We start from the raw sequence: 16,812 nt of genomic DNA, 5'->3' as shown, positions 1-16,812 counted from the left end.
TCGCGGCTCCGGATGCTCGAAACTTCGGGACGTCTTCCCTAGACAACTTCCGGGCGTGGCTCGATCCGCTTCGGAAGGCTGATGGTTTGTCGTCAGGTCGGGCCAAAACAGATGAGGAGGAGACAATGGGGCGCGTCGCATTGGTCACGGGCGGCACACGCGGCATCGGCGAGGCGATCTCGATCGCGCTGAAGTCCGCCGGCTATACGGTGGCGGCGAACTTTGCGGGCAATGAGGAGGCCGCCAAGGCCTTCACCGCGAAGACCGGCATCCCCGCCTTCAAGTGGGACGTGTCCGACTTCGAGGCCTGCAAGGCCGGCATCGCCAAGGTGGAGGCCGAGGTCGGCCCGGTGGAAGTGCTGGTGAACAATGCCGGCATCACCCGCGACGGCCAGTTCCACAAGATGTCGCTGGAGCAGTGGAACGCGGTCATCAACACCAACCTCAACTCCGCCTTCAACATGACCCGCAACGTGATCGAGGGCATGCGCGACCGCAAGTTCGGCCGCATCGTGTGCATCTCGTCGATCAACGGGCAGAAGGGCCAGTTCGGCCAGACCAACTATTCCGCCGCCAAGGCCGGCGAGATCGGCTTCGTGAAGGCGCTCGCCCAGGAGACCGCGCGGCTCGGCATCACCGTGAACGCCATCGCTCCCGGCTACATCGCGACCGAGATGGTGAAGGCGGTGCCGGCGGAGGCGCTCGCCAAGATCGTCGCCACCATCCCGGTAGGCCGCCTCGGCGAGCCGGAGGACATCGCCCGAGCGGTGGTGTTCCTGGCCTCGGACGATGCCGGCTTCATCACCGGCTCCACCATGACCTTGAACGGCGCCCAGTACATCACCTGAGCGCGGCCTCGCACGCCGTCGCCCTCCGGCCAGGCCGGAGGGCCCATCTCCCCCGCTGGGAAGGCCATGGATGCTCCGGTCTAGCCGGAGCATGACGGCGGTTTGAGGTGCTGCCGGCCGCCGTACCTGCATCTGGCGTCGCCCTCCGGCCCGACCGGAGGGCCACCTTACCGACCGTCGTCCCCGAACAGTGCCGCCGGCGCGCTGCCGGCTCGTGTCGCGTTTGCGCCCCGCCGGCAGGGGGTGTGGCATAGGCGCCATTCGGCCGTTTCAGGCATCTATTTGCAATTTATAGAAAAAATAAGATAGGTCGGCGCGGCACAGGTCTTGAATCGTTTCGGCATCGTCCCCGATGATTCGCGAGATTCCATGACCGATGCCTTGACTGCCGATGCCGCCGACGCGGCCCTGGAGCTGCCCCAGGTCTATACCCGTCACGTCTTCTGCTGCTTCACCCAGCGCCCGCCGCAGCATCCGCGCGGCTCGTGCGGCGCGAACGGCACCCAGCCCTTGTGGGAGCGGCTCGGCAAGACGATCGAGGCCACGGGCCGGCGCGACATCGCCATGACCGCCTCGGGCTGCCTCACCTTCTGCCAGGCGGGGCCGATCATGGTGGTCTATCCCGAAGGCGTCTGGTACCAGCCGCGCACCCCCGAGGACATCGACGAGATCGTCGCCGCCCACCTGGTGGGCGGCACGCTCGTGGAGCGCCTCGTGGTCGTCCCCAGGGTGTGAGCAGATTCTGCCGTCGCCCTCCGGCTTGACCGGAGGGCCCATCCTGCGGCCGGGCGTGGCGCCGGGCGGTTGCATGGATGCTCCGGTCAAGCCGGAGCATGACGGCTGGAGGGGCTGGGTGGGAGCGCGCCGGAGAACCGGCGCGCGCCTTCACGCGCCGGCGTCGAGCGCGGCCACGATGGCGGCGCCCATCTCGGCGGTGCTGATGGCCGGCGTGCCCTTGGGGGCGATGTCGGCGGTGCGCTTGCCGGCGTCGAGCACGGCGGCGATCGCGGTCTCGATGCGGTCCGCCACCTCGCCCTTGCCCAGAGAATAGCGCAGCGCCATGGCGAGCGAGCCGATCATGGCGATCGGATTGGCGATGCCCTGGCCGGCGATGTCGGGCGCCGAGCCGTGCACCGGCTCGTACATGGACGCGCGCTTGCCGGCCGCGTCCGCCGCGCCGAGCGAGGCGGAGGGCAGCATGCCGATCGAGCCGGTGAGCATGGAAGCGAGATCGGACAGGATGTCGCCGAACAGATTGTCGGTGACGATCACGTCATACTGCTTGGGCCAGCGCACCAGCTGCATGGCGAGGCTGTCGGCGAGCTGGTGCTCCAGCTCCACGTCCTGGAAGGCGCGGGCGTGAAGCTGGGTGACCACTTCCTTCCAGAGCACGCCGGACTTCATCACGTTGTGCTTCTCGGCCGAGGTCACCTTGTTGCGGCGGGTGCGGGCCAGCTCGAAGGCGACGGCGGCGATGCGCTCGATCTCGAACGTATCGTAGACCTGCGTGTCGATGGCGCGCTTCTGGCCGTTGCCGAGATCGGTGATGGTCTTCGGCTCGCCGAAATAGACGCCGCCGGTCAGCTCGCGCACGATCAGGATGTCGAGTCCCTCGACCACCTCGGGCTTCAGCGAGGACGCCTCGGCCAGCGCGGGATAGCACAGAGCCGGGCGCAGGTTGGCGAACAGCTCCAGGTCCTTGCGCAGGCGCAGCAGGCCCGCTTCGGGGCGCACGTCATAGCCCACGTCCGCCCACTTCGGGCCGCCGACGGCGCCGAAGATCACCGCGTCGGACGCCTTGGCGAGCGCCATGTCCGCCTCGGAGATGGAGACGCCGTGCGCGTCATAGGCGGCGCCGCCCACCAGGCCCTCCTCGATGGCGAAGGAGGCCAGCCCGGCCTTCTCCAGCCATGCAATGACCCGCTTCACCTCCTCCATCACCTCGGGGCCGATGCCGTCGCCGGCGAGCAGGAGCAGCTTGTGGGTGGCCATGGCTTCTATCCTCGTTCCTTGGGGTCGATGCGGCGTCGCGCCGTTCTGGTGGGCGTCCGTCCTGAGGGCGGGGTGATGGGCGGCGCCGGGAGCGGGCCGCCGGAATAAGGCGATCCGGCTCTAGGACGTCGCCGCCGCGAGCGCAAGGGCGCGGCGCGCCGCGTCAGCCGCCCTTCACATAGGCTGCGAAGGCGTCCTTGTAGTCCTCGTGCCAGCGCGAGAGCGGCGGACGGTTCTCGATGATGTCGCCGGCCGCCCAGGCGATGCGCTTCTCGTCCAGCGCGCGCGGCACGTCGTTGTCCGGGCACAGGATGTAGAAGTCGCCCGCCTCCACGCGCGCCAGCATGAAGTCGGCGGTCTCCTCCGCCGTCCAGGCGCCCGCCGGCTTCTCGGAGCGCCCGCCTGCGGCGAGCGGGGTGAAGACGAAGCCGGGAATGAACAGATGGGCCGAGACCCGGCTGCCCGGCGTGTTGCGCAATTCGTGCTCAAGCGCCTCGGTGAAGGCCTTCACCCCCGCCTTCGCGACATTGTAGGCCGGATCGCCGGGCGGCGTGGTGATGCCCTGCTTGGAGCCGGTATTGACGATGAGGCCCGGCCGGCCTTGCGCCAGCATCTTCGGCCCGAACATCCGCGAGCCGTGGATGACGCCCCACAGGTTGACGGCGACCACGCGCTCCCAGTTGTCGAGCGGCCCGAACAGGGCGCTGCCGGGCTGGATCCCGGCATTGTTCATCACGAGGTCGGCGCCGCCGAAGCGGGCGGTCGTCTGCGCCTCCAGCCGCTCGATGTCGGCGAGGCGGGAGACGTCGGTCGCAACCGCCAGGACGTCGGCAGCCCCGCCCGCCGCGACGCCCGCGAGCGCGGCGACCGCCGCCTCCAGCTTTTCGCCGGGCAGGTCGGCGATCACCACCTTCATGCCGCGTTCGGCGAAGCGCCGGGCGGCGGCGAGCCCGATGCCGGACGCGCCGCCGGTGACGACGGCGACGGCGCCGGATGACAGAGCGGGGTGGGGCATGGCGCTACTCCGTTGAGGACGGCTCACCGCCGCGTGGCCACGAAGGCGCCGCCGACGATGAGCAGGCAGGCGGCGGCGAGCGACCATGTGGGGGCGGCAAAGCCGGCGAGGACCAGTAACAAGGTGGAGAGCACCGGCGCCGCATAGGAGGCGACGCCCAGCAGGCGGACGTCGCCCTTCTTCATGCCGATGTCCCAGGCATAGAAGGCGATGCCCACCGGCCCGATGCCGAGCAACGCCACGGCCGACCACTCCAGGAGGCCGGAGGGCCACACCGTCTCCTCCCAGGCGAGATGGCACGCCGCCGCCAGCAGAGCGGTGACGAGGCAGAAGCCGGCCACCGCCTGGGTCGGCACGTCGGCGAAGCGGCGCGACAGCACCGAATAGGACGACCAGATGAAGGCGCAGGCCAAGGCGGCGAGATAGCCCGGCGCATAGCGCGCTTCGATGCCGCCGAAGCCGCCTTTGCCGAGCAGCAGCACCACGGTGCCGGCGAAGCCCATGAGCGCGCCCACGACGTGGACCCGCTTCAGCCCGCCGCCCGGCAGCAGCGCCGACAGCAGCACGATCAGCAGCGGCCAGAGATAGTTGATGAGGCCCGCTTCCGCCGGCGGCGCCCATTTCAGCGCCGCGAAATACAGGAAATGATAGCCGAACAGCCCGCCCACCCCGTGGAGATAGGCGAGCGGGCGCTGCGCCAGCACGCCGAGGCCGGGACCGGCCAGAGCAGCGCCCAGCCCGACAATGCCGCCGAGCGCGAAGGTGAGCGCGGTGAGCAGGAACGGGGGCACCCGCCCCGTCGCCGCGGTGAGCAGCGCCAGCGTCGCCCAGAGCGCGATGGCGGCGAGGCCGATGCGCGTGGCGCTCGCCGGGGAGAGAGGCGCGGAAGACATTTGGACCGCCGGGCGTCAGGGGCCGAGAAGGTCGATGAGCGGCGGGATCAGCGGCGCGTCGGCGGGCGGCATGTCGAGCTCGCGCAGCTTGCCGGCGCGCACCCATTTCAGCGCCTGGTGCTCCTTGCGCTGGACCATGCCGTCCCAGCGCCGGCAGACCCACAGGGGCATCAGCAGATGGAACGTCTCGTAGCCGTGGCTCGCGAAGGTGAGGGGGGCGAGGCACGCCTCCTTCACGGTGATGCCCAGTTCCTCGGCCAGCTCGCGGATCAGCGTCTCCTCCGGCCGCTCGCCGGGCTCCATCTTGCCGCCGGGAAACTCCCACAGCCCCGCCAGCGCCTTGCCCTCCGGGCGCTGCGCCACCAGCACGCGGTTGTCCGCATCCACCAGCGCGCAGGCGACGACGAGGGTGAGTTTCACGACCGGTAGTCCCCGTTGATCGCCACGTATTCCTTCGTGAGGTCGCAGGTGAGCACGGTGTCGGAGCCGCGGCCGAGGCCGATCTCCACCGTGAGGTCGATCACGTCGCTCTTCATGTAGTCAGAGACCACAGCCTCGTCATAGGACGGGTCGCGCGCGCCGACGTGGGCGACGCGGATGGCGCCGAAGGAGATCGAGAGCAGGTCCCGCTCGGCCGGCTCGCCGGCCTTGCCCACCGCCATCACCACCCGGCCCCAATTGGCGTCCTCGCCGGCCACGGCGGTCTTCACCAGCGGCGAGTTGGCGATCGACATGGCGATGCGCCGCGCCGACTTGTTGGAGACCGCGCCGTTCACGTGCACCCGCACCAGCTTGCGGGCGCCCTCGCCGTCGCGCGCCACCTGCTCGGCGAGGTCCGCCATCACCGCCTTGAGCGTGTGGCGGAAGGCGCGCAGGCGCGGGTCGGCCGGGTCCTTCGCCGGGCGCACGCCGCGCGCCTTGGCGGCGCCGGTGGCGAACACCAGCAGCGTGTCCGAGGTGGAGGTGTCGCCGTCGATGGTCACGGCGTTGAAGGTGGTCTTCACCGCCTTGTCCAGCATGGCCTGGAGCACGCCCGCGGCGATCGGCGCGTCGGTGAAGATGAAGGAGAGCATGGTCGCCATGTCGGGCGCGATCATGCCGGCGCCCTTGGCGATGCCGGAGATGGTCACCGGCACGTCGTCGATCAGCACCCTCGCGGTGGCGAGCTTGGGGAAGGTGTCGGTGGTCATGATGGCCCGGGCGGCGTCTTCCCACGGACCGCCCGACAGGCGCGCGGCGGTCGCCTCCAGCACGCCGGCGAACTTGGTGGCGTCCAGCGGCTCGCCGATGACGCCGGTGGAGGCGAGGAACACCTCGCCGGGCTTGCAGCCGAGCGCCTTGGCGCCGATCTCGGCGGTGAGCTTGGTCGCCTCGCGGCCCTTCTTGCCGGTGAAGGCGTTGGCATTGCCGGAATTCACCACCAGGCCCGAGGCCTTGCCCTTCTTCAGCAGGTCCCGGCACCACTCCACCGGCGCGGACGGGCAGCGCGAGCGCGTGGTGACGCCGGCGACCGTGGTGCCCGGCGCGAACGCCATCAGCAGCACGTCGGTGCGGCCCTTGTAGCGGATGCCCGCCTCGGCGGTGGCGAAGGCGACGCCGGGCACCGGCGGCACCTCGGGCAGGCTCTTGGGCGCGAGGGGAGAGACGGACGCGGACATGAGGGCTCCCGGGATCGGCGGCGACGCACAACCGTCCGGAACGACCGGGTGGGCGGGCGACGGCGAGGGTGTGCCGCAGGACGGGGGCGGACGCAAGGGCGGGGCTTACGGCGCCCGGCCGCCCGGCGGGTACGCCGCTGCGGCAGCTTGCCAGCCGGCCCTCGGGGCGGCTATGTCGGTCGGGAATGACATTCAATGGTTGCGTGGCGGCGTTATTCTCGCCGCGCAACTGGCATGGGACGCTGCCACATCATGATCCTGGACGGTGGAAAGGCCGCGGCGCGCGAAACCGACGTGCGCGGCCGGATGGAGCAAACGGGGGCGCTGAGCCGCCGGACCTTCCTCATGGGCTCGGCCCTGGGCCTCGGCGCCCTGGGCCTCGCCGGCTGCTCGGCGGACGGCCTGAGCCTTGCGGAAGCGGAGAAGCTCTACGGTCCCGTGCCGACCGAGAAGTTCCCGATCCCGGCGGCGGACATCAGCAAGGTCAACCCGAAATATTTCCGCCGCACGGTGCGCTACGAGACCAAGGAAGCGCCCGGCACCATCATCGTCGATCCCAGCAACTATTACGTCTACCGGGTCGAGGACGCGGAAACCGCCACGCGCTACGGCGCCAATGTGGGCCGCAGCGGCTTCCTGTGGCACGGCGACGCCTATGTGGGGCGCAAGGGCGAGTGGGCTACCTGGACCCCGCCCAAGGAGATGATCCAGCGCCAGCCGGAGGTGGCGAAATATGCCGGCGGCATGCCCGGCGGCCTGGAGAATCCGCTCGGCGCCCGCACGCTCTATCTCTACCAGAACGGGAAATACACGCTCTACACCATCTATGCTTCGAGCGATCCCGAGAGCATCGGCACCGGCGTCACCAGCGGCTGCGTGGGCCTTTTGAGCCAGGACATGATCCACCTCTACGACCAGACCCCGGTGAAGACCAAGGTGGTGGTGCTGCCGGCCTGAGCGGGCGGGGGAGGGGGATCACCCCTCCAGCTCTTCCTTCAGGATCTCCAGGCGCAGCCATTCCTCCTCGGCGGCTTCGAGGTCGGACTGGGCCTTGGCGAGGGCGGCGGAGGTGGCCTCGAACTTGGCTGCGTCTCGGGCATAGAGGTTCGGGTCCTCCAGCACCGCCGCCAGCTTCGCCAGCTCGCCCTTCAGCTTCTCCATGGTCTTGGGCAGCGTCTTCAGCGCGTGCTGCTCGTGGAAGGAGAGGCGCTTCTTCTGCCCGCCGTCCCGGCTTGGCGCCGCGCCGTCGGAGGCCTCGGCCCGCGCGGCACCGCTGCGGGCACCCGGGGCCGCCGCCTTCGTCTTCGCCTGAACCCCATGGCCGCGCTGGGCCACCATGTCGGCATAGCCGCCGGCATATTCGCGGAACACGCCGTCGCCCTCCGCCGCGATGACGCTCGACACGGTGCGGTCGAGGAAGTCGCGGTCGTGGGAGACGAGGATCACGGTGCCGGGGAAGTCGGCCACCATCTCCTGCAGCAGATCGAGGGTTTCGAGGTCGAGGTCGTTGGTGGGCTCGTCCAGCACCAGCACGTTGGCCGGCATGGCGAGCGCGCGCGCCAGCATCAGGCGGCCGCGCTCGCCGCCGGAGAGCACGGAGAGCGGCGCGTTGGCCTGCTCGGGGGTGAACAGGAAGTCCTTGAGATAGCCCATCACGTGGCGCGGCGCGCTGCCCACCAGCACCTGGTCGGAGCCGCCGCCGGTGAGCGCATCGCGCAGGGTGGTGGCGGGGTCCAGCGCGGCGCGCTTCTGGTCGAGCGAGGCGATCTCCAGGTTGGTGCCGAGCCGCACCGTGCCGCTGTCCGGCGCGAGCGCGCCGGTGAGCATCTTGAGCAGCGTGGTCTTGCCGGCGCCGTTGGGGCCGACGATGCCGATCCGGTCGCCGCGCAGGATGCGGGTGGAGAAGTCCTTCACCACGGGAACGCCGTCATAGGCCTTGGCAATGTGCTTGGCCTCGATCACCAGCTTGCCGGAGGTCTCGGCCTCGGTGACGGACATCTTCACGCTGCCGGTGGCGCGGCGCTCCTCGCGGCGGTCCTTGCGCATGGAGTGCAGCAGGCCGAGCCGGCGTACATTGCGCTTGCGCCGCGCGGTGACGCCGTAGCGCAGCCAGTCCAGCTCGGCGACGATCTTGCGGTCGAGCTTGTGGCGCTCCAGCTCCTCCTGCTCCAGCACCCCGTCGCGCCAGGCCTCGAAGCCGCCGAAGCCCTGGTCGAGCCGGCGCGTCGCGCCGCGGTCGAGCCAGACCGTGGCGCGCGAGAGGTTTTCGAGGAAGCGCCGGTCGTGGCTGATGAGCACGATGGCGGATTTCAGCCCCTTCAGCTCCGCTTCCAGCCACTCGATGGCGGGCAGGTCCAGATGGTTGGTGGGCTCGTCGAGCAGCAGCACGTCCGGCTCGGGCGCGATGACGCGGGCCAGCGCCGCGCGCCGCGCCTCGCCGCCGGAGAGGGTCGCGGGGTCCTCCTCGCCGGTGAGACCGAGCGCCTGGAGCAGATAGGCGGCGCGATAGGCCTCGTCGCCGGGGGCGAGGCCCGCCTCCACATAAGCGAGCGTGGTGGGATAGCCGGTGAAGTCCGGCTCCTGCGGCAGGTAGCGCACGGTGGTGCCGGGCTGGAAGAAGCGCGTCCCGCCGTCCGGCTCGACGAGCCCGGCGGCGATCTTCAGTAGCGTCGACTTGCCGGAGCCGTTGCGCCCGACGAGGGCGAGCCGCTCGCCGGCGGAGACCGAAAGCTCCGCTCCGTCGAGCAGGGGCGTCGCGCCGTAGCGCAGATGGATGTCCTGGAGCAGGATGAGGGGCGGGGCCATGGGCCCCCGCTTATCCCGCCCCGGCGCGGAAGGCAAAGGGGCGGTCCGAGCGGGGAGGCCGCCGCCCTCGTGCCCCGGCCGACGAGAGCGGAGCGAAGCGCAGCGGGAGGAGAGCCGGGGCCCAGCGCAAGGAGGCGCCGAAGGCGGCTTCTTCCGCCGCAGGCGGGGTGGCGGGTATTGCCTGCTGTCGCAGGAGTCTTGCGCTGGACCCCGGCTCGGCGCTCCGGCTGCGCCGTCGCTGGGCCGGGGAACGGCGCCGGCTGCTCCGTCGCGGGGCGAGGGCACTGCCGTTCGTGCCCCGGCCGACGCGAGCGGAGCGTCAGCGCAGCGGAAGGAGAGCCGGGGCCCAGCGCAAGGAGGCGCCGCAGGCGGCTTCTTCCGCCGCAGGCGGGGTGGCGGGTATTGCCTGCTGTCGCAGGAGTCTTGCGCTGGACCCCGGCTCGGCGCTCCGGCTGCGCCGTCACTGGGCCGGGGAACGGCGCTAGCTGCGCCGTCGCGGGGCGAGGGCACTGCCGTTCGTGCCCCGGCCGGCGAGAGCGGAGCGTCAGCGCAGCGGAAGGAGAGCCGGGGCCCAGCGCAAGGAGGCGCCGCAGGCGGCTTCTTCCGCCGCAGGCGGGGGTGGCGGGTATTGCCTGCTGTCGCAGGAGTCTTGCGCTGGACCCCGGCTCGGCGCTCCGGCTGCGCCGTCGCTGGGCCGGGGAACGGCTCAAGCTTCGCTGTCGCTGGCCGGGGCGCGGCACCGGCGCCCTTGCATCGTCGGCGCGGGGGCGCCATGTAGCAGGGGACGGCGCCCCGGCGCCGATGGAGGCACCCATGACCCAGACCACGGGCCGCATTTTCGACGAGATGGCCCGCCTCGTGAACGACGCCGCCGGCGTCGCCCAGGGCGTCCGCCGCGAGGCCGAGACGGTGATGAAGGCCCAGATGGAGCGCTTCCTGCGCGACATGGACCTCGTCAAGCGCGAGGAGTTCGAGGCCGTGAAGGACATGGCCGCCAAGGCGCGCGAGGAGAACGAGGCGCTCGCCGCCCGCATCGCGCTGCTGGAGGAACGCCTCTCCGCCCGCTCTTCCGCAGCCGACGAACTGGAGGGCTGAACGCGCCGCACGGACGGTCAGGCGCGGGGATGAGGGGTGCGGCGCACACAATCTGTCGTAGCCCCGCAATGATTCCCCGCGATATACTGATTTTCGTGGCGATTCGTAGCCGGGTCGTCGCGCCGGGGCGCGACGGGGCGCAGCATCGCCACGGCGGGCCGGTCCGCCGGCGCGCCTCGACGGCACGCCGCGCTGCGCATGCCTCCCCGGCCTGAGTTGCCGCCCGTGCCGCGTTCGACCCTCTCCGCGTCCCTCACACCGCGAGGTCGAGGCCATGTCTCTCATCGACATCGAAGCCGATGCGCCGGCGAACCCCGTGGACCTCGTGGAGCGGCTCGCCGCCGTCCATGACTGGTCCTTCGAGCGCTCCGACGAGGACGAGATCACCCTTTCGCTGTCAAGCCGCTGGACGGACTGCCATGTCTCGTTCCAGTGGATGGACGAGCTGGAATCCCTGCATCTCGCCTGCGCCTTCGACTTCAAGGTGCCGGACGGCCGGCGCAACGAGGTGCTCAAGCTCCTCGCGCTGGTGAACGAGCAGATGTGGCTCGGCCATTTCGACCTGTGGTCCCAGGAAGGCGTCATCATGTTCCGCCACGCGCTGCCGCTCTCGGGCGGGGCGACGGCCTCAAGCCGCCAGTGCGAGGCCATCGTCGATGCCGCGCTCGATGCGGTGGAGCGGTATTACCCTGCCTTCCAGTTCGTGGTGTGGGCCGGCAAGACCGCCCGCGAGGCCATGGACACCGCGCTGTTCGACACGGTCGGCGAGGCCTGACCGGATATAGCCCTCCGGCCTCGCCGGAGGGCGCCCGCCCGTTCCAATTCAGCCTTCCGCCTTGCGCTGGATGCGCTCGACGATGCCGCGGGCGATGATGGTTGCGACGCCGATCAAGGCGAGCACCGAGGCCGCCGCGAAAGCCCCGGCCACATTGTAGTCCTGGTAGAGCAGCTCCACCTGGAGCGGCAGCGTGTTGGTGACGCCGCGGATGTTGCCGGACACCACCGACACCGCGCCGAACTCCCCCATCACCCGCGCATTGCACAGGATGGCGCCGTAGATGAGCGCCCAGCGGATGTTCGGCAGCGTCACCAGGATGAAGGTGCGCAGCCCCGAGGCGCCGAGCGAGAGCGCGGCCTCCTCCTCGTCCGTGCCCTGCGCCTGCATCAGAGGGATCAGCTCGCGTGCCACATAGGGCGCGGTCACGAACATGGAGGCGAGGAAGATCGCCGGCAGCGCGAACATGATCTTGATGCCGGCCGCCTCCAGCATCGGCCCGAACAGGCCCTGCGCGCCATAGACGAACAGATAGGCGACGCCGGCGACGATGGGCGACACCGAATAGGGCACGTCGATCAGCGCGATCAGAAGGCTGCGGCCGGGAAAGTCGAACTTGCCCACCGCCCAGGCGGCGGCGATGCCGAAGGCGATGTTGATCGGCACCACCACCAGCGCCACCAGCACGGTCAGGAAGATGGCGTGCAGCGTCGCCGGATCGGCCAGCTTGGCGCCATAGGCGGCGATGCCGGAGGAGAAGGCGCTGGCGAAGATCACCGCCAGCGGCCCGCCCACCATGAGCGCGGTGACGATCACCACCAGGGCGATCAGCGGCCCCTTGAACGCCGGGTGGCCGCCCACCGGGCGCAGCGCGCGCCGGGGGCTCAGCGTGTCGCGGTCCGCCATCTCAGTCCACCCCCGCGCGGCGCACGTGCCAGGCCTGGATCGCGTTGGTTGCGACCAGCAGCGCGAAGGCGGCGAGCAGCATCACCGCCGAGATCGCCGCCGCCGCCGGATAGTCGAACTCCTCCAGCCGGATGAAGGTGAGCAGGGCGACGATCTCGGTCTTCATGGGCTGGTTGCCGGCGATGAAGATCACGGCGCCGAACTCGCCGAGGCTGCGCGCGAAGGCGAGCGAGCAGCCGGCCAGGAAGGCGGGGAAGATCGCCGGGAAGATCACCCGCCGGGCGATGTCGAGGTCGCTGGCGCCGAGCGAGCGCGCCGCCTCCTCCACGTCGTGCGCGAGGTCCTCGATCACCGGCTGCACCGTGCGCACCACGAAAGGCAGGCTGGTGAAGGCCATGGCGATGGCGATGCCGAGCGGGGTGTAGACCACCTGCAGGCCCCATTCCGCGAGCGGGGCGCCGAACCAGCCGTTCTTGGCGAACAGCGCGGTGAGCGCGAGGCCGGCCACCGCGGTGGGCAGCGCGAACGGAATGTCCACAACCGCGTCGAGGATGCGCTTGCCGGGGAAGTCGTAGCGCGCCAGCACCCAGGCGAATGCGAGGCCGTAGACGGCATTGAAGGCGGTCGCCCACAGCGCCGTGGTCAGCGTCACCGAGATCGCTGCGAGCGAGCGGGGGCTGGTGATGATGGCGACGAAGCGCTCCGGCCCGATGTCCGCGGCCTTGAGCATGAGCGCGGCGAGCGGCAGCAGCACGATCGTCCCGAGATAGAGGACGGTGGTGCCGAGCGCGAGGGAGAAGCCGGGGAGGGTGCGCCGACGCATGGGCCTTCGGGGGAATTGGAAAACGGGATGGCAGGCGGGTCCGGTACCGGACGCCGCGCCGAGCGCGCAGCAGAAGCATTTTTCGCCGCTCCGGGGAACGCGAAAAATGCTTCTGCCCTTTCAGTCTTTATCCGGCCTCATGTCCGGGACAAGCCCGGCCATGAGGTGGCTCTAGCGTCCGAAGGAGCTCCAGGCGCCCACGCTGCGATTGTTCGAGCGGGCGCTCAGCGCTTCTCGAACAGCTGGTCGAGCTTGGCGCCGGAGGCGAGGTGCTCCTTGTTGATCTTGTCCCAGCCGCCGAACGCTTCCTCGACGGTGACGAGGCGCACCGGCGGGAACTGCTCCTTGTAGTGGGAGACCACCTCCGGGTTGTGCACCCGGTTGTGGAACTTGGCGAGGATGTCCTGGCCCTCGGCGCTGTAGAGGTAGTCGAGATAGGCGGTGGCGGTGGCGCGCGAGCCGCGCTTGTCCACCACCTTGTCCACCACCGACACGGGGAATTCGGCGAGCAGGCTCACCTTCGGCACCACCACCTGGAACTTGCCGGGATACTGGTCGCGGATGCCGTTGGTCTCGGCCTCGAAGGTGATGAGCACGTCGCCCACCTCGCGCTCCACGAAGGTGGTGGTGGCGGCGCGGCCGCCGGTGTCGAACACCGGCACGTTGGCGAACAGCTTGCGCACGAAGGCGTCGGCCTTCTCCGGCGAGCCCAGCTTCTCCTGTGCGTAGGCATAGGCGGCGAGATAGGTGTAGCGCGCATTGCCCGAGGTCTTGGGGTTCGGGAACACCAGCTTCACGTCGTCGCGTACCAGGTCGTCCCAGTCGCGGATGTTCTTCGGGTTGCCGGCGCGCACCAGGAAGGCGGGCAGGGAATAATAAGGCGAGGCGTTGTTGGGCAGGCGCTTCTGCCAGTCGGCGGCGACCACGTTGCCGCGGTCGTGGAGGATCTGCACGTCGGTGACCTGGTTGAAGGTCACCACGTCCGCCTCCAGCCCCTCCAGGATCGCCCGCGCCTGGCGCGAGGAGCCGGCGTGCGACTGGTTGACGGTCAGGTCCTGGCCGGTCTTCGCCTTCCACTGCTTCACGAAGGCGGCGTTGATCGCCTGATAGAGCTCGCGGGAGATGTCGTAGGAGACGTTCAGCAGCGTGTTCGGGCCGGCCGCCTGCTGGGCCGAGGCCGGCAGTGCGGCGGCGGCGGCGAAGGCGGCGGCAAGGAGAAGGCGTCGCATGGTCGGGTCCTCGGTGCGCAGGGCGCAGGTTGGTGCCGGTGGCGGGCAGGTGCCGCGCTCCGCCCCGGCTGGCGGGCCGGAACTGATATTTCACCTAAAAATTGCGTTTATTTGTATATTAAAACGATAGATACATGGGAAAATGACTTCGTCAATCCCTCGACGGCAATTGTGGGTATCACGATGGAGACTTGGCATTTGACCCCATGGGCGTCCCCCGCGCCTGGTCCCCGGAGAGAAATGCCGCGCCGGCCGCTGGCCCCGAATGGCGATCCGACCTAGAAGGAGGGGCCGCCCCGTGGGGGCGGGCTGTGCCGTTTCATATTCACAGAGGCCCCCATGTCCGAGCGCGCTTTGTCCTCCCTCACCGGTCCCGTGGTGCTGGTGGGCGCCGGCAAGATGGGCGGGGCGATGCTGGAGGGCTGGCTGAAGCTCGGCCTGCCGGCTCGGCTCGCGGTCGCCATCGACCCGAATCTGCCGGACGAGCCGGCGGGAGCGCTTAAGGCCAAGGGGGTCGATGTGAATCCCCCCGCGCACGCCATCGCGACCCCCAGCGTGCTGCTGCTGGCGGTGAAGCCGCAGGTGGCGCCCGACGTGCTGTCCCGGGTGGCGCCTTTGGTGGGACCGAATACGCTGGTGGTGTCGGTGATGGCTGGCCGCACGCTCGGCTTCATCGCGGATGCCATGCCGGCGGGCACCGCCATCGTCCGCTCGATCCCCAACACCCCCGCCGCCATCGGCCGCGGCGTCACGGTGGCTGTGGCGAACGGAGCTGTAACCGCGGACGGCCGCGCGCTCGCGAGCGCGCTGCTCGGCGCCATCGGCATCGTCGAGTGGATCGACGACGAGGACCTCATGGACGCCGCCACCGCCGTCTCCGGCTCCGGCCCGGCCTATGCTTTCCTGCTCGCCGAGGCGCTGGCCGAGGCGGGCGCCAAGGCCGGCCTGCCGGCGGAGCTTTCGGCACGCATCGCCCGCGCCACGGTCTCCGGTGCCGGCGCGCTCATGGACCAGTCGGACCTGCCCGCCGCCACCCTGCGCCAGAATGTGACCTCGCCCGGCGGCACCACGGCGGCCGCGCTCGCGGTGCTGATGGACGAGGCCGGGGGCTTCGGTCCGCTGCTCGCCGACGCGGTCGCCGCCGCCACCCGGCGCGGCAAGGAACTCGCCGGCTGAAGCGGCCGCCGGTCCGCCGCGATTTCGCGCTACACTCGGCGTGTCCGTCATTCGCGCGCTGCGCGCCATGGGGAGGAGCCGATGACCTCTGAGACCAGCCGCGAGGCCTGCCTGCGCGCCTTCCTCGACCTCCTGGCGCAGCGGCCCTACGGCGCCATCGATCTCGCCGAGGTGGCCGAGCGCGCGGGCGTGCCGCTCGCCGAGATGCGCGCCACCTTCGCCGGCCGCCCGGACCTGCTCGCCGCCTTCTTCCGCGCCACCGACCGCCATGTGCTGGCGGAGGGCGGGCCGGACAGCGAGGACCTCGCCGGCGAGGGCCCGAAGGAGCGCCTGTTCGAGGTGCTGATGCGCCGGCTCGACGCGCTGGAGCCGCACAAGGACGCGGTGCGCGGCCTCGTCCGCTCCGCCCGGCGCGACCCGGCGCTGGCGCTTGTGATGCTGCGCCTGTCCGAGCGCTCGCAGCGCTGGATGCTGGCGGCGGCCGGCATCGGCTGCACCGGGCTTTCGGGGTCGGTGCGGGCGAAGGGGCTGGCGCTCCTGTTCGCGCGCATCGTCGGCATCTGGCTCGACGACGAGGACATCGGCCTCGCGCGCACCATGGCGGCGCTCGACCGGGAGCTGGACACCGGCGCCCAGCTGCTGGGCATGCTCGACGACCTCGCCTTCATCGCCGTGCCCGGCCGTCCGCGCCGCGCGCGCGGTCCGCAGACGGAGGCGCCAGCCTGAGGGGTGGCCTCCCCGCCACGCCCGTGCGCGCCTCGCCGCACATGGGCGCCAAACGCGGGTGCATGCACGCCGCTCCCGCCGGCCTCTGCAGTGGGGCGGGGGCTCCTATTGCGGGCGGGCCGTGGCCGAGGGGGAGGAGAGGGGTTCGAGCGCCGCGCCACCTGCGGCGCGGGACGCTCGGCGCACCTCTCATCCCCGCTCAGGTCAGCCCGCCGCGGCCGGAACCGGCGTATTGAGCAGCTGCTGCTCCCACAGGAAGGCGATGCCGCTGCCGCCGGCATGCTGGGTGATGACCTGCGTCAGGGCGACGGCCTGGTCGATCCGGGCCCAGTCGCGCTGCCATTCGGCCGCCAGCGCCAGCCAGGTCATCACGTTCGCGCCCGCGGCGATCATGCGCTGGATGGCGACCTGGTGGGCCTCCACCGAGACGCCGCCGGAGGCATCGGTGATCACCGTCACGTCCCAGCCTTCGCCGAGCGCCTGGATCGCCGGCATGGCGACGCAGACCTCGGTCCACAGGCCGGCGATCACCAGCTGCTTGCGGCCCGTCGCCTTGACCGCGTCCACCACCTTCGGGTCCTGCCAGGTGTTGATGAGCGTCCGGTCGATCACCTCCTGGCCGGGGAACACCTCGGTGATCTGGGGGAAGAGAAGGCCGCCCCGCTCCGCGAGCACGGTGGTGAGGATGGTCGGCACCCCGAACGCCTTGGCCGCCTTCGCCAGGCCCGCCGTGTTGTTGATGACCATCTGCGGCTCGTGGCTGTTCACGTTCGCAAGCTGGTAGGGCTGGTGGTCGATCAGAACGAGGACCGAGTCCTCGGGACGCAGCAGCGAAGCAAGGCCGTTGCGAAAGGTCATGGAGCCATCCTTG

17 protein-coding genes are annotated in these 16,812 nt (G+C 70.5%); 7 read left to right on the top strand and 10 right to left on the bottom strand.

The annotated features are described in order from the left end of the window. The first annotated feature begins 125 nt into the window (after positions 1–125). A complete protein-coding gene (gene phbB / locus D9R14_RS00990; protein WP_121621426.1) occupies positions 126–848 on the top strand; it encodes an acetoacetyl-CoA reductase in 723 nt (240 codons plus the stop codon). 369 nt (positions 849–1,217) lie between these two features. Then, entirely contained in the window at positions 1,218–1,583 is a 366-nt protein-coding gene (locus tag D9R14_RS00985) for a (2Fe-2S) ferredoxin domain-containing protein (RefSeq protein ID WP_121621425.1), read from the top strand. Between the two features lie 150 nt (positions 1,584–1,733). Here the strand turns inward: D9R14_RS00985 and leuB are convergent, their stop codons facing one another. The 5 genes from leuB to argJ all read right to left on the bottom strand — a co-directional run bounded on the left by leuB (position 1,734) and on the right by argJ (position 6,406). Then, on the bottom strand, positions 1,734–2,840 hold the full coding sequence (leuB, locus tag D9R14_RS00980; protein ID WP_121621424.1) for a 3-isopropylmalate dehydrogenase: 1,107 nt from the start codon (positions 2,838–2,840) through the stop codon (positions 1,734–1,736). Between the two features lie 163 nt (positions 2,841–3,003). After that, complete coding sequence (locus tag D9R14_RS00975; protein WP_121621423.1) at positions 3,004–3,855, bottom strand: SDR family NAD(P)-dependent oxidoreductase; 852 nt, start codon at positions 3,853–3,855, stop codon at positions 3,004–3,006. 23 nt (positions 3,856–3,878) lie between these two features. After that, complete coding sequence (yddG, locus tag D9R14_RS00970) at positions 3,879–4,748, bottom strand: aromatic amino acid exporter YddG (protein WP_121621422.1); 870 nt, start codon at positions 4,746–4,748, stop codon at positions 3,879–3,881. 15 nt (positions 4,749–4,763) lie between these two features. After that, positions 4,764–5,168, bottom strand: coding sequence for a (deoxy)nucleoside triphosphate pyrophosphohydrolase (locus D9R14_RS00965; RefSeq protein ID WP_184759583.1), 405 nt, complete (start codon positions 5,166–5,168; stop codon positions 4,764–4,766). Beyond that, positions 5,165–6,406 carry a bifunctional glutamate N-acetyltransferase/amino-acid acetyltransferase ArgJ gene (gene argJ, locus D9R14_RS00960; RefSeq protein ID WP_121621420.1) on the bottom strand — a complete coding sequence of 414 codons (1,242 nt, stop codon included), beginning with the start codon at positions 6,404–6,406 and terminating at the stop codon, positions 5,165–5,167. Before argJ ends, D9R14_RS00965 begins: the two co-directional genes overlap by 4 nt. Positions 6,407–6,658: 252 nt before the next feature. Here argJ and D9R14_RS00955 point away from each other — a divergent pair, with 252 nt between their 5' ends. Then, positions 6,659–7,363: a L,D-transpeptidase gene (locus D9R14_RS00955; RefSeq protein WP_121621773.1), complete on the top strand. Its 705-nt coding sequence runs from the start codon at positions 6,659–6,661 to the stop codon at positions 7,361–7,363. An 18-nt stretch (positions 7,364–7,381) separates the two neighbouring features. Here the strand turns inward: D9R14_RS00955 and D9R14_RS00950 are convergent, their stop codons facing one another. Continuing rightward, positions 7,382–9,211 carry an ABC-F family ATP-binding cassette domain-containing protein gene (locus tag D9R14_RS00950; RefSeq protein ID WP_121621419.1) on the bottom strand — a complete coding sequence of 610 codons (1,830 nt, stop codon included), beginning with the start codon at positions 9,209–9,211 and terminating at the stop codon, positions 7,382–7,384. A gap of 813 nt (positions 9,212–10,024) precedes the next feature. On the opposite strand from D9R14_RS00950, the gene D9R14_RS00945 reads away from it, so the two are divergent. Further along, a complete protein-coding gene (locus tag D9R14_RS00945; protein WP_121621418.1) occupies positions 10,025–10,306 on the top strand; it encodes an accessory factor UbiK family protein in 282 nt (93 codons plus the stop codon). Between the two features lie 274 nt (positions 10,307–10,580). Beyond that, positions 10,581–11,081 carry a type III secretion system chaperone family protein gene (locus tag D9R14_RS00940; RefSeq protein ID WP_121621417.1) on the top strand — a complete coding sequence of 167 codons (501 nt, stop codon included), beginning with the start codon at positions 10,581–10,583 and terminating at the stop codon, positions 11,079–11,081. A gap of 48 nt (positions 11,082–11,129) precedes the next feature. Here the strand turns inward: D9R14_RS00940 and cysW are convergent, their stop codons facing one another. The 3 genes from cysW to cysP all read right to left on the bottom strand — a co-directional run bounded on the left by cysW (position 11,130) and on the right by cysP (position 14,039). Next, complete coding sequence (cysW, locus tag D9R14_RS00935; protein ID WP_121621416.1) at positions 11,130–11,987, bottom strand: sulfate ABC transporter permease subunit CysW; 858 nt, start codon at positions 11,985–11,987, stop codon at positions 11,130–11,132. Between the two features lies 1 nt (position 11,988). Next, complete coding sequence (gene cysT, locus D9R14_RS00930) at positions 11,989–12,810, bottom strand: sulfate ABC transporter permease subunit CysT (protein WP_121621415.1); 822 nt, start codon at positions 12,808–12,810, stop codon at positions 11,989–11,991. Positions 12,811–13,034: 224 nt separating this feature from the next. Then, complete coding sequence (cysP, locus tag D9R14_RS00925; RefSeq protein ID WP_121621414.1) at positions 13,035–14,039, bottom strand: thiosulfate ABC transporter substrate-binding protein CysP; 1,005 nt, start codon at positions 14,037–14,039, stop codon at positions 13,035–13,037. 339 nt (positions 14,040–14,378) lie between these two features. On the opposite strand from cysP, the gene proC reads away from it, so the two are divergent. Next, positions 14,379–15,215: a pyrroline-5-carboxylate reductase gene (gene proC, locus D9R14_RS00920; RefSeq protein ID WP_121621413.1), complete on the top strand. Its 837-nt coding sequence runs from the start codon at positions 14,379–14,381 to the stop codon at positions 15,213–15,215. 81 nt (positions 15,216–15,296) lie between these two features. Next, entirely contained in the window at positions 15,297–15,941 is a 645-nt protein-coding gene (locus D9R14_RS00915; protein ID WP_210313858.1) for a TetR/AcrR family transcriptional regulator, read from the top strand. 204 nt (positions 15,942–16,145) lie between these two features. On the opposite strand, the gene D9R14_RS00910 is transcribed toward D9R14_RS00915, so the two are convergent. Continuing rightward, complete coding sequence (locus tag D9R14_RS00910) at positions 16,146–16,799, bottom strand: hydrolase (RefSeq protein WP_121621411.1); 654 nt, start codon at positions 16,797–16,799, stop codon at positions 16,146–16,148. Between the last annotated feature and the right edge of the window lie 13 nt (positions 16,800–16,812).

Origin of the sequence: Xanthobacter tagetidis (genome assembly GCF_003667445.1) — a bacterium.
GTDB lineage: Bacteria > Pseudomonadota > Alphaproteobacteria > Rhizobiales > Xanthobacteraceae > Xanthobacter > Xanthobacter tagetidis.
The sequence above is the reverse complement of the archived record's forward strand: the minus strand, read 5'-3'. Positions and strand labels throughout refer to the sequence as shown.

Bases quoted from the DNA above. Each gene is read 5' to 3' on its own strand.
- D9R14_RS00975 (WP_121621423.1), bottom strand. From the start codon at position 3,855: ATGCCCCACCCCGCTCTGTCATCCGGCGCCGTCGCCGTCGTCACCGGC.
- cysW (WP_121621416.1), bottom strand. From the start codon at position 11,987: ATGGCGGACCGCGACACGCTGAGCCCCCGGCGCGCGCTGCGCCCGGTG.
- D9R14_RS00940 (WP_121621417.1), top strand. From the start codon at position 10,581: ATGTCTCTCATCGACATCGAAGCCGATGCGCCGGCGAACCCCGTGGAC.
- yddG (WP_121621422.1), bottom strand. From the start codon at position 4,748: ATGTCTTCCGCGCCTCTCTCCCCGGCGAGCGCCACGCGCATCGGCCTC.
- proC (WP_121621413.1), top strand. From the start codon at position 14,379: ATGTCCGAGCGCGCTTTGTCCTCCCTCACCGGTCCCGTGGTGCTGGTG.
- D9R14_RS00955 (WP_121621773.1), top strand. From the start codon at position 6,659: ATGATCCTGGACGGTGGAAAGGCCGCGGCGCGCGAAACCGACGTGCGC.
- D9R14_RS00915 (WP_210313858.1), top strand. From the start codon at position 15,297: ATGACCTCTGAGACCAGCCGCGAGGCCTGCCTGCGCGCCTTCCTCGAC.
- D9R14_RS00945 (WP_121621418.1), top strand. From the start codon at position 10,025: ATGACCCAGACCACGGGCCGCATTTTCGACGAGATGGCCCGCCTCGTG.
- D9R14_RS00985 (WP_121621425.1), top strand. From the start codon at position 1,218: ATGACCGATGCCTTGACTGCCGATGCCGCCGACGCGGCCCTGGAGCTG.
- cysT (WP_121621415.1), bottom strand. From the start codon at position 12,810: ATGCGTCGGCGCACCCTCCCCGGCTTCTCCCTCGCGCTCGGCACCACC.
- D9R14_RS00950 (WP_121621419.1), bottom strand. From the start codon at position 9,211: ATGGCCCCGCCCCTCATCCTGCTCCAGGACATCCATCTGCGCTACGGC.
- argJ (WP_121621420.1), bottom strand. From the start codon at position 6,406: ATGTCCGCGTCCGTCTCTCCCCTCGCGCCCAAGAGCCTGCCCGAGGTG.
- leuB (WP_121621424.1), bottom strand. From the start codon at position 2,840: ATGGCCACCCACAAGCTGCTCCTGCTCGCCGGCGACGGCATCGGCCCC.
- cysP (WP_121621414.1), bottom strand. From the start codon at position 14,039: ATGCGACGCCTTCTCCTTGCCGCCGCCTTCGCCGCCGCCGCCGCACTG.
- D9R14_RS00910 (WP_121621411.1), bottom strand. From the start codon at position 16,799: ATGACCTTTCGCAACGGCCTTGCTTCGCTGCTGCGTCCCGAGGACTCG.
- phbB (WP_121621426.1), top strand. From the start codon at position 126: ATGGGGCGCGTCGCATTGGTCACGGGCGGCACACGCGGCATCGGCGAG.